Here is a 14,711-nt window from a genome sequence, read left to right on the forward strand (position 1 = left end):
ATTTAATTTTCGGCAAATGTACGAAATTACTTGTATTATTGATTTTGTATCAAGTTGGAATTATCCTTTTATAAATCGACAAGACAAATATGAGTGTAAATCACCTCCACTTTTTACTTTACAGCCTATCGATTATTCTCTTTCGTTTTCTATCTGGAATAGGTCTAAATAATTTTGAAACCATTTCAAAAAGTTACATCTTTACATCTAAATCACCACTTATTATTACAAAATGAAAGAATTTGCCACGAAAATCATATTAAATAGAAACTTCATCTTGGTATTGGCAGTCATTTTAGGCTTAGTCATTGGTCAGTATGCATCCTTGTTTAAAAATTACACTTTTTACGTGTTGGCCGTAGTTATGACTTTCTCCACAACTGGAATTTCAACCAAAGCCATGTTCCCACTAAAGAAAATGATCAAACCAATGATTATGGGCTCCCTTCTTAATTATGTGGTTTTTGGAGCAGTAGTTATTTCTCTTTCATATTTCCTAATGCCTACCCCCGAATTGTTTTTAGGATTTGTAGTGATCGCTTCTACACCTCCCGGCGTTGCCGTTATTCCATTTTCTCATATACTTGATGGTGATTTGAAATATGCCATTGTAGGAACATTGGGTGCCTTTATATCTTCATTATTTTTTGCTCCGCTAATTGTTGGACTATTTTCTAATGTTGATGGCGGGATAAATCCAGCAGACTTATTCATTGCAATGGTTCAGCTGGTAATAATTCCTTTATTGATTTCCAGACTTCTACTATGGCAACCTATAAAACCAACAGTCGAAAAAGTGAGAGGTAGAATTGTTGATTGGGGATTTGCACTAATAATTTTTACCGCTGTAGGTTTAAACCGACAGGTATTTTTTTCTAATTTTGAAATACTCTTACTGGTTTCTTTGGTGTTATTTCTGGGGATTTTCGGTTTAGGATGGACTTTTGAAAAAATAAGCAAGAAACTGGGAGTTGCTGCTCCTGTTGCTATGACTCAAAACTTATTGGTAACAGTAAAAAGCTCTGGCTTTGCTGTGGTTACCGCATTAACTTTGTTTGGCGAAAAAGCAGCAATTCCTTCAGCTGTACTAGCAGTGTTTGTTTTGGCTTATTTACTATTTCTATCGATCCGAAAAGAACTCAGAGATTCAAAAAAAGCGAACTAGCCAAGAGTTGAATTCTGATTAGAACTAAGTATGGTAAAACTAACTTTTCTTGGAACTGGAACTTCTCAAGGTGTGCCAATTATTGCATGCAAATGCCCTGTTTGCTTATCTGATAATAAAAAGGACAAGCGATTACGAACTTCTGTATTGATTCATGTTGACAATCAAAACATAGTAATCGATAGTGGTCCTGATTTCAGATACCAAATGCTGCGCGCAGGAGTAGAAAATATATCCGCCATACTATTTACCCACGAGCACAAGGATCATACTGCAGGATTGGATGATATTAGAGCATTTAACTGGGTGAACAAAACTGCTGTAAATATTTATGCAGAAAAACGCGTTCAAGACTCTTTGAAAAAGGAATTTGCCTACGTTTTTGCAGAGTTTAAGTATCCCGGCATTCCCCAAATGAATTTAATTGAGGTGACCAACCATGCATTCAGAATAAATGGAACTACGATTCAACCCATAAGAGCCATGCATCTAAAACTTCCTGTTTACGGATACCGAATAGGAGATTTGGCATACATTACAGATGCAAACTATATCTCTCCTGGAGAAATGGAGAAATTGAAAGGCATCAAAATATTGGTGGTTAATGCGCTTAGAAAAGAAAAGCACATTTCCCATTACAACCTGTCGGAAGCTCTTGATCTGGTAAACGAACTGAAACCAGAAAAGGCCTACTTTACTCATATCAGTCACCAAATGGGATTCTATGATGATGTTCAGGCCGAACTTCCTGAAAATGTTTATTTGGCTTACGATGAACTTACAATTGAAGTCTAAAAGTGGAATTGTCAAAATACTATAAGAAGAATAGTTGGGAGGAAATCATTTAGCTCTCAACTTTTCTCATAAAAATCACACTTACACCGCCAAGAACAAAGAAAATACTTCCTGCCAACATTAGGGCCGATGAAATACTATAATGGTCGGTGTACCAACCCAAAAATGGTCCAATGGCAGCAAAACAAATCCTGATAATAAAATTGCGGACCGATAAAACTGTAGCTCGCATATCCGATTCGGTAATTCTATTGATATAATCCTTCAAAACAGGCGTAGCAATTCCTCGTACAAAATAGAAAAAGAACAAAACACCAACTCCAATTAAAGAGTGAAACCAACCCGTTAAAATAAAGCCACTTGAAATACCAATTACAATAAAAACTGAAGTTCCTATTTTTCCGAGATATCCTTCAACCCGATGAGCCAACAAAGCAACAAAACCAACCGTTAAATTTAATAGGGTCCATATTACTCCAATGGTGCTTACTTCCATATCTAAATCTTTTAAATACGGCTGTATAAACCAAGCCAAAGTTAAGGTAGCACAACCAATTACCGATGAAAGCATAATATTCCAACGCAGTTTTGCGCTATCCCAGAGTGAGAATTTAACGATTGATAAGATATGTTTGAAACCTGCTTTCGATTTTTTGGAATCTTGATTTGGATCCAAAAGTAAAAATGCTGCTGGTATGGCTATAAAGGCAATAAAGGATTGCAATACAAAAGGAGTTCGCAAACTAATTAGAGCCAAGCTTCCACCTGCAATTCCAGCAATTGCTTCTGCAAAATTACCGACAGACATTACCCTACTCTCCTGCTTTAGATATTCTTTTTCACGTTTCATTTTTAAAAGACTATCGTATAGCATTGCCGAATCGGAACCTGAAATAAAACTACTCCCAATTCCAAGAATTAATTCAGCTGCAAGAAATCCTGTAAATCCATAACTGAATGAGTAGACAACAAATCCCAAACAGCCCAATATCGCACCAAGAATCAATGATTTTTTACGCCCCCATACATCGGCCAAATATCCTGATGGTATTTCAAGAACTACCACGGCAACAGAATAAATCCCCTTTAGGGTAAGTACATCTTGCATGCTTAAACCATTTTCCTGGTAAAACAGAACAATGATAGGCATGGTTAACATGAACCACTTTGCTATTTTAATAGCATATAATTTGGGAATATTTCCCGCGTACGTTCTCGACATTTTTCTGAAATTGAATTGCAAAGATAATTTCTCTATTCAAATCTTAAAACACCTTAAAAAAGAAGATTGCTACGAAAGAAAAAACAAGTCTGCCCACAGTTTACAATAGAATTCCACAATCCCAGTAAACAATCTTTGTCCGGTCTTATAGAAACATTAACAGTTATTCATTCTGAGACCTAATCATTTAGTGCAATCCAACTCTTTTTTCAAAAAAAAAGTCACAAAAACATTTGCTTTAACGCGCAATTAATACCTATATTTGCATCGCCTTTTAAGGATGGTCCAGTAGCTCAGTTGGATTAGAGCAACAGCCTTCTAAGCTGTGGGTCCCAGGTTCGAATCCTGGCTGGATCACAAAACTTTCTTGAAAGTTAAAATTTTAATGTTTCTATAAGGCCGGTCCAGTAGCTCAGTTGGATTAGAGCAACAGCCTTCTAAGCTGTGGGTCCCAGGTTCGAATCCTGGCTGGATCACAAAACTTTCTAAAAGTTAAAATTTTAATGTTTCTATAAGGCCGGTCCAGTAGCTCAGTTGGATTAGAGCAACAGCCTTCTAAGCTGTGGGTCCCAGGTTCGAATCCTGGCTGGATCACGAAAGGGTAGCAATTTGCTACCCTTTTGTGTTTTTACTGATTTCTATCTCAGAATTGATATTAGCTTCCTAAGAGCATATACAACCTGCTCGTTTGAAGTTGCAATGTTCATACGAATAAATAAAGCTCCTTCCTTTCCAAACCAATGACCTGCATTTACACCCACATTGGCCACTTTTGTAATTTTCCTAAATAAGTCCTTCGAATCCTTAAATCTCTCCCTAAAATCAAGCCAAACCTGATAGGTTCCTTCAGGCTTAATCAAATTAACCTTACAATTTTCAAGCTCTTTTTCAATACTATTCACATTCTGCTCTATTAAAGCTTTCATGTCTTTCAACCAAATTTCACCTTTCTCATATGCAGCCTGTAATGCTACTCTTCCCAATGCATTGGTTTTTTCCAAATGAAAGACAGATAGTGTATGTTTCATTTTTTCTCTCAAGTTATCATTGGGAATAACTGCAATGGTATCTACCAGGCTACATAAATTAAATGTTTTAGCCTCAGATGTCAACACAAACAATTTATCGTATTCATCTTGATAATTAAGGATCGAGTGAAACTTATTATCAAACAAAACAATATCCTTATGAATTTCATCGGAGATCAAGATTAAATTGTGCGTTTTAGCAATCTCAATAATACGCTTGAGTTCCTTTTGAGTCCAAACTTTACCTACCGGATTGTGAGGATTACACAATATCAGAACCTTATTTTCTTCCTTTTGGGCCAGTTTCTCCAAGTTATCAAAATCCATTTCATATCTTCCTTCTGTAAATTTTAGAGGGTTTTTCACAACCTTTCGATTGCTTTTTAGAATTGTACTTTTAAACTCCATAAATACAGGAGGCTGAATAATCACCCCGTCTCCCTGCTCTGTATGATTCTCTATAATAATGGAGATAGAAGTTAAAATACTTGGACTCTGCAAAACATGCTCCCGAAGTAGTTTAATTCCATACATTTTTTGGTACCATTTCTCCCTTGCAACATAAAAAGATTCAGGCGTATATTCATAGGCAAAGCCCGATCCAGAAACTCTATTGATCAATGCTTCTTGTATAGGAGGAGCAACCTCAAAATCCATGTCTGCAACCCACATTGGATGAACATCCCGGTTACCAAACAAAGTATCCAAAAGTTCAGGTTTGGATTTTATAGTTGGCAGGGAACTTAATTTACTATCTAATCTCATATTAAGCTTGTCTTAAAATTTAAATTCTTCTGCCTATTTGACGATCTTAATTGCAAAAAGACGCAACTTCATATTAATTCGTCTACATCTTTTTTCAATAAAGAACCTGCATCTTTTCAAGTCTTTCTTCGACTTAAATATGTGTTTTCACATTTAAAAGAATATTAAAATGAAGAAAGAAAAATCAACTTTTGCAGGCTTTGGCGCTGCATTATTAGCTGTATTGGGAAGCATTACTTGTTGTGGAGCTCCAATTGCAGCAGGAATATTGGCATCGGTAGGAATTGGAGCGAGTCAATTGCAATTTTTAAATTCAATACAACCATACCTTATTGCAGTAGCTTTATTTTCACTGGCAATTGGGTTCTATCGATTGTATTTTAAAAAGAATACCAGTTGCTGTGGATCAAATCCTGGTGAAACACCGCCAAGCAATAAAAAATCGAAAATATTCCTTTGGATCGTAAGCATATTCACAATTGGAATGCTGATTTACACAAACAAATCAAGCCAAGCTACCGAAAGTGATTGCTGCCCTCAACCTGTTGAAGAAACCTCTTGTTGTACAAGCTCTAGCAGTTTGAATTCCCAAGCATCATGCGGAAGCAGTTGTGGAGCACAAGTACCTGTTCAAATTGCTACAAAAGAAATTCAATCAAGTTGTTGTACAGCAAACAATCATGTTATTGCAAGTTTCAAACTAAAGGGATTGAGCAAATCATGCTGTATCAAACCTCTGGTTAAAAAACTTCAAGATGAATCGAGAATCAACAATTTTGCAATTCGTAAGGAGAAAGACATGATTGCAATCAAATACGACAAAAACATTATCAGCATAAAAGAAATACAAACCTTACTTGCCAGTGCTGGGTTTGAAGTAAAGCAGCTTAAATAAAGTATGAAGAAACTATTTACAAGCATTAGTATCCTCTTGCTACTTTTAAATTGTGGAGTAGTAAAATCTCAAAGCAAACTGACACTAAATTCCAGCATTACTTCCCGTCATTATTGGAGAGGAATCATGGTGAGTAATTCTGCGAATTATGAAGGAGATTTGCTTTTCACATCAGGCAGTTTCAAGTTTGGAGCCTGGGGTGGATATGCTTTTAACAATGAATATTCGGAATTCGATTTCCATATAGGGTACAGGTTATCTGAAAATCTATCTGTTGAATTGTGGGATTTGTATGCTTCCAGAGACAGAGCCTCAATTGATGAGTATGATTACTTTGATTTAAAAGGGGAATCAACAAACCACTTATTGGATGCGAGCCTGCATTTTAAATGTGGCAATCAATTTCCTTTAAGCATTAGTTGGAGTACTTTGATTTGGGGAAGAGATCTGGATCAACACAAGAATCAAAACTATTCATCATACCTGGGCCTTGCCTATCCAGTAAAGATTAAGGATGCAAAAGTCGATTTTAATCTTGGACTGAATGTATTCGAAAACAGTATCTACGGAAAAAACACTAACCTTGTAGATATTGGACTTAGCGCAAGTAGAGTTTTGAAAATTAACAGCGAATTGGAAATACCCATTTGGGCCAAGCTGGCAATCAACCCGGAAGCGGAAACTTCCAACTTAATCGTAGGTTTCAATTTTTAACACTCAATACATTTTAAAACTTAGTTTTATCAAACCTCCACACTTATTTAAATGTGGAGGTTTTTGATTTTAACTTATTGACAAGTCTCCCAATTTAATATCACATCCTTCAATGCCTTCATACAAATGATAAACGTATTTGAATCCCATTTGCTTCATCAGTTTAATGGCCTTTAAACTTCGAATTCCCGCAGTACAATAAACCAGATAAACATGATCTTTTGGCAAGTATCCCAAAAGCTCGGAAAAATTACTCTTAAAAGCATCCAAGAGCACAGCCTTATTCAAATGACCCATTTTATACATTTCAATACTCCGAGTATCAATCACATGAAACTCCTTCAATTCCCGGTAATCATTTATTAATTCTCGTGCCTTATCACAATTAACATCGCAATAGAAAGGCTCTAATTCTTCTGCATTTAACCTACAACTCATAATTTCATTCTTTACAATTAATTCTTTTGTAATAGGTCGAGTCTCAACTATAAAAGATGCAGTTCTAAAGTCAAGAAAAGCGAGCTCGCACAAAAGCATGTTTTTTGAATTCCGAAAAATAATTTTCTAATTTGCAGTACTAACAAAAAGCAAAATACCATGCAGTGCGATATTCATAGCATATACCAACAATACAGCACACACCTTTTGGCATTCATTCGTCAGCAAATTAAAGATGAATCAACAGCTGATGATGTATTGCAGGAAGTTTTCTTAAAAGCCATGGAATCCTGCCTTCGTGATAAAGAGATTCGAAACTTGAAAAGCTGGTTATTCTATGTGGCACGAAATACCATTGTTGACTACTTCAGAAGACAAAACAAAGCCATTCAAGAAGAGGATTACATCAATCAAAACCATTTAAACTCTCCTGCTTTTCAACAAATTCTGTCAGAGGATATTGCTGATATGATAGATCTTTTACCAGAAGAGTATGGCACTCCATTAAAATTAAGTGATATTGATGGAATTCCTCAGAAAGAGATTGCAGAGAAGTTAGAGATCAGTTTACCAGGTGCAAAATCGAGGGTACAACGTGCTCGCAAAAAACTAAAAGATCTGTTTTTTGAATGTTGCGATATGGAATTCGATGCTCAAGGCAATATTGTTTCCTGCGAAATCAAGAGTCATTGTACTCCACTACTGGAAAAAAGAGCAAACAGAAAAAACTAATTAACAATCTCCTGTATCGACAAATTTAAACTCTAGTGACCAACAATTTACCTCAGTGGGCATTGGAAGGTCAAGCTGCTTATACGCAGAAAACTTTTAGAAAGAAGGGGAAGTTGAGAACTTTGTTCGAAAATCACCCCGCCGCACTTAAAGTTTTCAAGTATCAGTAGTTTGGGTTTACACGCCCTAGATTTTTTGCCTACTTTTTCATCAATGGAAAAAGTAGGAGCCTTCCGGCTTAAGGATTAATGATATTTACTCTTGATTCTTATTTTTACTTACTTTTTATTTCTATTTAAAATCCATATCAATAAACACTTATAATACTAAAAAGTGATTTTTCAAAAAAAGTCACCCCTTCTTGCATCTTTTACTTTCCATCTACGCCTTTACTATGAGTTTAGAATTTAAATGAATTAGTAATGACAAAGAACAAGACCATTATCTGTTTCAACCAGGTTTATGGGAAAAGTGGAAAGACCACTTGTTGCCCAGGATAATCGTTGATCAAACGTGAGAGACAATTATTCAAGTAACAAAACAACAAGTAAGAAATTATGCAAGAGAGTTTAATATTAGCATTCCGAAATTTATTTTATCATACAATGGGAGTTGTACCAACCCCATTCTACGACAACCTAACGAAAACACTGGGAAACTTTGTTTTCATTACAGCCGAATTGTTTATTCTGTTCATCGCTATTACAGCCATCATTGAGTACATCATGATGCATGTGAATCAGAATAAACTACAAAAACTATTCGAAGGAAAAGGAATCATTGGAAATATTGCCGCTGCAGTATTTGGAGCCGTAACACCATTTTGTGCCTGTTCAACCATTCCTATGACAGTAGGATTTTTAAATGCCAAAGTTCCTTTCGGTTCGGTTATGTCCTTCCTGATATCATCACCATTGTTGAATCCTATTATTGTAGCCATGTTGGCAGCAACAGTGGGAGTTCAGAACGCGGCAATCTATTTTGCCCTGTCCTTTACCTTGTCAGTTCTTTTTGGCTACCTGCTTCAAAAGTTCAATTTTGCCAAGCATGTAAAAGCCGTGAAAGTATCAGGTGGTGGTCACTCTGTGAACGATGGAATCGATACCAGAAGATCTTTATCCATAGGTAAAAAAGCAGGTTTATCGCTTAAAGCTGGTTGGGATTCATTGGTGCCAATTCTTCCTTACCTGTTTATTGGTGTAGCCATTGGAGCAGCCATTTACGGATATCTTCCTAAAGGAGAAACCATAGCACAATATGCAGGTGATGGTAACATCTTTGCTGTACCGATTGCCTCTGTAGTGGGTATTCCATTGTACATCCGTGCTGAAACTGCCATTCCAATTGCCATGTCATTGATCTCGAAAGGTGTAGGTATGGGAACTGCAATTGCTCTAATCATTGGTGGAGCAGGTATGGCCATTCCTGAAATGACAATGCTAGCGAAGATCTTCAAGAAAAAGTTATTGTTCTCATTCATTGGAGTAATCTTCCTGGTAGCAGTTATTACTGGTTATGCATTCAATATTATCATGTAAACAAAATTAGCAATTGGCATTGGCTGAGAGCTGAACGCTGAAAGCTGATTGCCATATAACTTTTAAAATTTAAGAAAATGGGATTATTTGGAAAAAAGAAAAAGAACACAAGCTGTTGTTCATTTGAAATAGAAGAGGTAAAAGACAATAAAAAGAAAAAGCCAGCATCAAGCTGTTGCGATTTTCAGATTGAAGAAGTAAAAGACGATAAAAAATCTAATCAATCAAATGGTGGTGGCTGTTGCGGCTAAATCTATAAATCAGTGTATAGGATTCCACCGATAATGTCTAATCAAACCACTAACTAAAAGTCAGGAATTCTATACACAAAATATGTGGGAAAGGTTTGACATAGGATGTTCAAACCAAATTGGTCAGATACGATCTGCGAGCTTAATGGCACTTTTAAATATTTCATCGATATAGCCATTAATTGAGCAGATCGTTCTGTATTAAATCCAACACAGCAGATGAATTACATTGAAATTGGCATACTATTTTTCGTGATTTCCTTACTGGCATCCTTTACTGGAAGAGGCGGAGGAATTCTTTACCTAAGCGTTTTGATCCACTTTATAGGAGTATCAACCGAAAGCAAAATCATTTCCTTTATTCTGATTTTAGCTAACTCTCTTCCCTACTACAAAATGGCAGTGCTGGAATTCGACAAGAAGTTAATACGATACATGCTCTTGCCTTCGCTAACATCATACCTGCTCATGGGTATGTTCAGTCAAAAACCTGATGGCATCTTATTCCTGGTATTCATCTTCATCATTGGAGCTTCATCCTTATTATACCTGTGGTTTCCTGTTGTACTGACCAATCAAAATAACAATCCAACAGGAAAAGCAATTGGCTATTACAGCTTATTTGCCTCTGGAATTAGTGCCTACGTAGGACTTTCTCCGGCCCTTCTTCTAATTCCTTACCTGGCCAATAAGCTAAAAGTAGATATGAAAAAGGCCATTCCTTACCTCCACTTTCAGAATATGATTGTGGTAACATTGGGCTTATTCAGTACCATGCTCAAAACCGAATACGTTCAATATCCTAGCTTGGAGAACATGCTAATCTTAATAGCTATGGTACTCTTGGGAAGTTATGCAGGTAAACATTTGCTTTTCAAAAGCAGCTTAATTTGGAACAAAATCATATTTACACTTTTAAGTATAGCCTCTCTGGTCCTTACTTTTCTTACAGTTATCACATCGTAATATCAATAACAATCATACACATGCTAAAAATTATAAGTTTTAAAATTTGTCCTTGCTATCAAAGGATTTCAGCCTTACTGGAAGCATTGAATCTTCCTTACGAATCAGAATTTCTTGATCTGAATAACATTCCTCGATGGTTTGTCGACATTTCGCCTGAAATTGAACCAGCCATTCAAACCGATATGGGCGATTACATTGCAGGCCTGAATGATGTATTGCAATACATCGAAAACAAATATTATCCCCTCTTCAGGGATTTGGATACCAGGTACAAGGAAGACAATGAAAGATGGCTGGATTTATCCATAGAACAATACATCAACCAATGCAACACGCAACGCAGTAACGATTTGGAAGCGATGCTGGAACGAGGAATTCCATTTTTCGACGGACTTGAACGCATGGAAAAACGCATTGGACAAAGCAGATTCTTTCAGGGAGAAAAATTGTCGCAGGTAGATATCGCCTGGATGCCAATTCTTCAAAGAGCTCAAATTGTAAAAGACAAAACCGGCTACGATTATTTGGCTGAGTATCCTAAACTTCGCCAGTGGCAAAAACATTTAATGGCAACGGGTATTCCAAACAAATCGGTACCCGAAGATTTCATGGAAGTGTTTGAGGAATTCTATTTGAACAAGACCACCTATATCGGTCAATTGTACAGTTCGAGCGAAGAACCTCCCAAAACATCATCAAACCTGTGTCAATGTACACTGTAATAAATTAGCCCTGAAAGGGCGCAAGCATTAGCACAGGGTGAAGCCCTGTGTTATTTCGTAGGAAATATAAATCCGTCGCATTGGAAAAATTAAATGGTAGTGATCTCCTTTCATGCGACGGAATCCTTCAAAGCTCATTGGGATACTAAATCCTCATCAAGCTCCTTAGTACAACACTCCTGTTGGTTGGCCAGCGATCCTGTAACCATCAACTTTAAATCAGTAAACAAATCAACAACAGTTTGGAATTTCTCTTGATTTAAGCTGTATAGTATGAACTTATCCCGAACCTCGGCATTCAGTAAACCAACCTCTTTTAACTTGCTTACGTGCATCGAAACGGTGGACCGTGCCAAAGGAATATTATCTGCAATTCCCCCAGCCTGACACTCATCAAATTTTGCCAGGTGTAATAATATCTGCAACCTTGCCGGATGTGCCAATGCATTTAGCAATGGTGCCAAATCAAGGCTCACATCATTGTACGCTTCTTTTTTCTTCATGCTACAAAACTATCATATAATTTTTACTTAAAACAAAATAAGCCCAATAGCTTAATGAAATTGCTATTGGGGCATTGGAGTGAAAATCATCTATCAAAAAAACACTTTTCAAAAATCACTATTTACTTCTTATACTAATTCAAACCAAAGTAATCTGATTTCCACCCTATATTGAATTAACGAAACTTAAATCAACCACAGCCACAACCGCTTCTTACCACTCTTAATGCAGCTTCACGAATTTCATCAATCGAACTATCAGACATGAATCTCCCAGTTAATTGTCCTTGCGAATTAATCACCAGAATTGTTGATTTCGCTATTCCATTAACTCTCAAAATATCCACAAAGTTCTTTTCATCCTCATCATTTACATCAAGTTCTATTAATCCTGATTTATGACCTAATTTTTCATTAGCATCTTTTGATAAAGCAATGGCTTTTTCCTTCTCTTCCATACCATTGGTATAAGCCACAACAATCGTAGCTTTATCATCATGAATATTTTTCAATAAGTCAGAATAGCATGGTGTTGGAAGATTTGTTTTTAATCTTTTTTCATTTACCTGTACCGAAGTTAAGCCCCCAACCAATAAACCATGTTTATCGATAATCAAGACAACAGGCATTGGCACCCTTTTTAAACTATACTCCCCCACCAAATCTTCATTTTCGTTCTTGCTTACATCCAAGCCAACAACGCTTACTCCTTTAGATTCCTTGGCAACGGCAAGTACCATGTTCATCACTTCTTTTTTCTTCTCTGATTCCGAATCGTATGCCACGACCAATACACTATTGCCTTCGGCTTGTGCATTCACGATTCTATCTTTCACACTTTCTGTTTTCATCTCTGTATAAGCTGTGTTAATAAACATTACCACCAACAAGATTGTGGCAATTACACTCATTCGTTTTCTTCTCATTTTACAATCCTTATTTATAGGCCTAATTAGAAATTGTAATATCAATGACATCAATATTGTTTGCTTATAAGACGGCGGCGATTCTGGAAAGATGCAATCCACACATTAAAAAACCCGTTGAATTCAATCAACGGGTTCCTCATTACTTGTATTTTTAATTGATACCCTCACTCCAGTTAGATACTCTTTCTTCACATTTATTTTCTTGAATACAAAATGACAAAAATTAAATATGGCATGGATTAATTTTTAAGTTCTCCCATTTCAAGGGGATCCCGAAAGCTTTCGTGGAGGCGACAGCCAGAGGGGTGCATTTGATTATAATTTTTTACGAATTCACCCTTTTCCCTGTCGGGATTTTCCCTAAAAGGGAAAAACTCATTGAAACAAGTTGAGTTTATAGTTGAAGTTATACTATTTATAATTTAGCTATAACGAGTCGTATCCCAGTTAGAGCATCTACCCCAAATTTCTGATGGTATCACTCCAAGTGATGCTCTCAGTGATTTACAAGCAGAAAACTTTAATTCTCAACTGGCTCCTCCACTTCCATTTTCCCTTTTAGTACATACTCGCGCAATCCATCCAAATTGGCAGTTTGCATGGCTTCAACCGAGAACTCTTCGTTGTGCAGTTTAAACAAGTCGCCACAACCTGCCTCTTCGAACATGGCCGATAGTTTGGGATACTGTTCTGCATCAACATTCATAAAGGTACTCAGGCGATCGATCTTCCAGTAAGGCACATCGTTTTTGCCCAAACCACAGATGTCTTTCAGATCACTACCCTCGGGCGTTGAGAAATGGGTGATAAAAAGAAAAGTGCGAATCACAAAGCAATTGTCAACAATCCTGCAAAAGAAATACCCCACCTTTACATCAAACAAATGATATGGAATCAGAATATAGGAACGAACATCATAAAAATGTTTAAAGTGGTAAAGATTATAAAACAGGTTGTAATTCAATGCTTCATCATCCAATAAATCCAGACGCTCCTTCATTCTTTTTAAAGCATGTGCCTGTATATACACAGGAATTTTATCTTTATCCGTATCATGAAACTCTTTAAACTCCCCAACATCATAATTAAGGAATAAAGGCCCATTCAACCTGGGCTTAATCATCCGATATGCCAAACGGTATTTTCCATCAATCTTAATTTTTTTATTAACCGCATGGTACACCCCCATGCGCGTATTAAAATGAAAAATCGGATTTTTTTTAGCAATATGGGCTGATGTTAAAGCCAAGGTATAAACCTTGTTACGAACATCGCTGCAAGCCGTAATGGTTTTATACAAATGAACAAATATCAAATCGATAAAGTCTTCCTTAGACAATTCAATATTGGCAGCACCTCCCAAGTATTTCCACAATGTAAATCTTCGCTCAGGCAACTCTCTGTTTACATCCATTACCTGCAAATAGCAGAATAAAAGGTTTAACTCCCGAAAAGAATACCATCTTCCATCAATTTTCTCCAATGGTTCACTTAATCGTTTCTGAAGCAAACGTCCCATTGTCTTCAGTTCCTTATCCGATATGTGTTGCCCGGGTTCGGCAAAAGGACCCGACAGCCTAATGTACAGAGCATAAATCATCTTTAGCTCTACCTTGGAAAATGCCATCGGTTGCTTGTTCTGTGTAATCTCCATCAAGAAGTCCTGCAACTCTTTCTCAATAATCTTAATTCCTTCTTTTGGTTTTAATAGCTTTCTAACTTGTTTATGATGTTGCGATTTTCTCTTTTTAGCCATAACAAAAAGTCTTCTTTTTCATAAGTTCCCCTCCAATTTAATAATTAATTCTGTGAATTGTTAAATATTAAATACTTTTTTACAGCAGATTATGAGATGGATTGCTTACATTTAAAAATCCTAAAATATTGTCAAGGCTGACAGATCCTCCGGATGCTGTCAGGTTTTCACGACCTGTCAGACTGCGGAGCTGCTGACAGCGTCACAAATTTCTATAGTGTGCAAGCCCTATGGCAAACAGATCTACCCAATGCCTTATTCTTATTGAACCCCTCACTCCAGTGAGAGC

The 14,711-nt window shown here is 36.6% G+C and carries 15 protein-coding genes and 3 tRNA genes; 12 read left to right on the forward strand and 6 right to left on the reverse strand.

Features of this window, described 5'->3' with window-relative positions; genetic code table 11:
* Positions 1–232 precede the first annotated feature (232 nt).
* Both DF185_RS07660 and DF185_RS07665 read left to right on the forward strand, forming a co-directional pair.
* Positions 233–1,165, forward strand: a complete 933-nt coding sequence (locus DF185_RS07660; protein WP_110360169.1) for a bile acid:sodium symporter family protein — start codon at positions 233–235, stop codon at positions 1,163–1,165.
* A gap of 30 nt (positions 1,166–1,195) precedes the next feature.
* Positions 1,196–1,960: an MBL fold metallo-hydrolase gene (locus tag DF185_RS07665; RefSeq protein ID WP_110360170.1), complete on the forward strand. Its 765-nt coding sequence runs from the start codon at positions 1,196–1,198 to the stop codon at positions 1,958–1,960.
* Between the two features lie 49 nt (positions 1,961–2,009).
* Here the strand turns inward: DF185_RS07665 and DF185_RS07670 are convergent, their stop codons facing one another.
* A complete protein-coding gene (locus DF185_RS07670) occupies positions 2,010–3,182 on the reverse strand; it encodes an MFS transporter (RefSeq protein WP_110360171.1) in 1,173 nt (390 codons plus the stop codon).
* A 282-nt stretch (positions 3,183–3,464) separates the two neighbouring features.
* On the opposite strand from DF185_RS07670, the gene DF185_RS07675 reads away from it, so the two are divergent.
* From DF185_RS07675 to DF185_RS07685, 3 genes are all read left to right on the forward strand, one after another.
* Positions 3,465–3,539: transfer RNA gene (locus tag DF185_RS07675), tRNA-Arg, on the forward strand.
* Positions 3,540–3,583: 44 nt separating this feature from the next.
* Positions 3,584–3,658, forward strand: a tRNA-Arg gene (locus DF185_RS07680).
* 43 nt (positions 3,659–3,701) lie between these two features.
* Positions 3,702–3,776, forward strand: a tRNA-Arg gene (locus DF185_RS07685).
* Between the two features lie 44 nt (positions 3,777–3,820).
* On the opposite strand, the gene DF185_RS07690 is transcribed toward DF185_RS07685, so the two are convergent.
* A complete protein-coding gene (locus DF185_RS07690) occupies positions 3,821–4,975 on the reverse strand; it encodes a MalY/PatB family protein (RefSeq protein WP_110360172.1) in 1,155 nt (384 codons plus the stop codon).
* A gap of 169 nt (positions 4,976–5,144) precedes the next feature.
* Here DF185_RS07690 and DF185_RS07695 point away from each other — a divergent pair, with 169 nt between their 5' ends.
* Both DF185_RS07695 and DF185_RS07700 read left to right on the forward strand, forming a co-directional pair.
* Positions 5,145–5,870, forward strand: coding sequence for a hypothetical protein (locus DF185_RS07695; RefSeq protein WP_110360173.1), 726 nt, complete (start codon positions 5,145–5,147; stop codon positions 5,868–5,870).
* Positions 5,871–5,873: 3 nt separating this feature from the next.
* Positions 5,874–6,584, forward strand: coding sequence for a TorF family putative porin (locus DF185_RS07700; protein WP_110360174.1), 711 nt, complete (start codon positions 5,874–5,876; stop codon positions 6,582–6,584).
* Between the two features lie 69 nt (positions 6,585–6,653).
* Here DF185_RS07700 and DF185_RS07705 read toward each other — a convergent pair whose 3' ends face one another.
* Entirely contained in the window at positions 6,654–7,022 is a 369-nt protein-coding gene (locus DF185_RS07705) for a rhodanese-like domain-containing protein (RefSeq protein WP_165835974.1), read from the reverse strand.
* 159 nt (positions 7,023–7,181) lie between these two features.
* Here DF185_RS07705 and sigZ point away from each other — a divergent pair, with 159 nt between their 5' ends.
* The 5 genes from sigZ (at position 7,182) to DF185_RS07725 (ending at position 11,234) form a co-directional block, all read left to right on the forward strand.
* Positions 7,182–7,754 (forward strand): RNA polymerase sigma factor SigZ, encoded by a 573-nt coding sequence (sigZ, locus tag DF185_RS07710; protein ID WP_110360176.1) that lies wholly within the window; start codon positions 7,182–7,184, stop codon positions 7,752–7,754.
* 557 nt (positions 7,755–8,311) lie between these two features.
* Entirely contained in the window at positions 8,312–9,292 is a 981-nt protein-coding gene (locus DF185_RS07715) for a permease (protein WP_110360177.1), read from the forward strand.
* A gap of 77 nt (positions 9,293–9,369) precedes the next feature.
* Positions 9,370–9,543 carry a hypothetical protein gene (locus tag DF185_RS23555; RefSeq protein ID WP_165835975.1) on the forward strand — a complete coding sequence of 58 codons (174 nt, stop codon included), beginning with the start codon at positions 9,370–9,372 and terminating at the stop codon, positions 9,541–9,543.
* 219 nt (positions 9,544–9,762) lie between these two features.
* A complete protein-coding gene (locus DF185_RS07720; protein WP_110360178.1) occupies positions 9,763–10,509 on the forward strand; it encodes a sulfite exporter TauE/SafE family protein in 747 nt (248 codons plus the stop codon).
* Positions 10,510–10,529: 20 nt separating this feature from the next.
* On the forward strand, positions 10,530–11,234 hold the full coding sequence (locus DF185_RS07725) for a glutathione S-transferase family protein (protein WP_110360179.1): 705 nt from the start codon (positions 10,530–10,532) through the stop codon (positions 11,232–11,234).
* Positions 11,235–11,368: 134 nt separating this feature from the next.
* Here the strand turns inward: DF185_RS07725 and DF185_RS07730 are convergent, their stop codons facing one another.
* The 3 genes from DF185_RS07730 to DF185_RS07740 all read right to left on the reverse strand — a co-directional run bounded on the left by DF185_RS07730 (position 11,369) and on the right by DF185_RS07740 (position 14,422).
* Positions 11,369–11,737 (reverse strand): ArsR/SmtB family transcription factor, encoded by a 369-nt coding sequence (locus tag DF185_RS07730; protein ID WP_110360180.1) that lies wholly within the window; start codon positions 11,735–11,737, stop codon positions 11,369–11,371.
* A 191-nt stretch (positions 11,738–11,928) separates the two neighbouring features.
* On the reverse strand, positions 11,929–12,663 hold the full coding sequence (locus DF185_RS07735; protein WP_133249995.1) for a hypothetical protein: 735 nt from the start codon (positions 12,661–12,663) through the stop codon (positions 11,929–11,931).
* Positions 12,664–13,186: 523 nt separating this feature from the next.
* Positions 13,187–14,422 carry a hypothetical protein gene (locus DF185_RS07740; RefSeq protein WP_110360182.1) on the reverse strand — a complete coding sequence of 412 codons (1,236 nt, stop codon included), beginning with the start codon at positions 14,420–14,422 and terminating at the stop codon, positions 13,187–13,189.
* Positions 14,423–14,711 lie beyond the last annotated feature (289 nt).

The organism is Marinifilum breve (genome assembly GCF_003202155.1).
In the GTDB taxonomy this organism is placed as follows: Bacteria; Bacteroidota; Bacteroidia; order Bacteroidales; family Marinifilaceae; genus Marinifilum; species Marinifilum breve.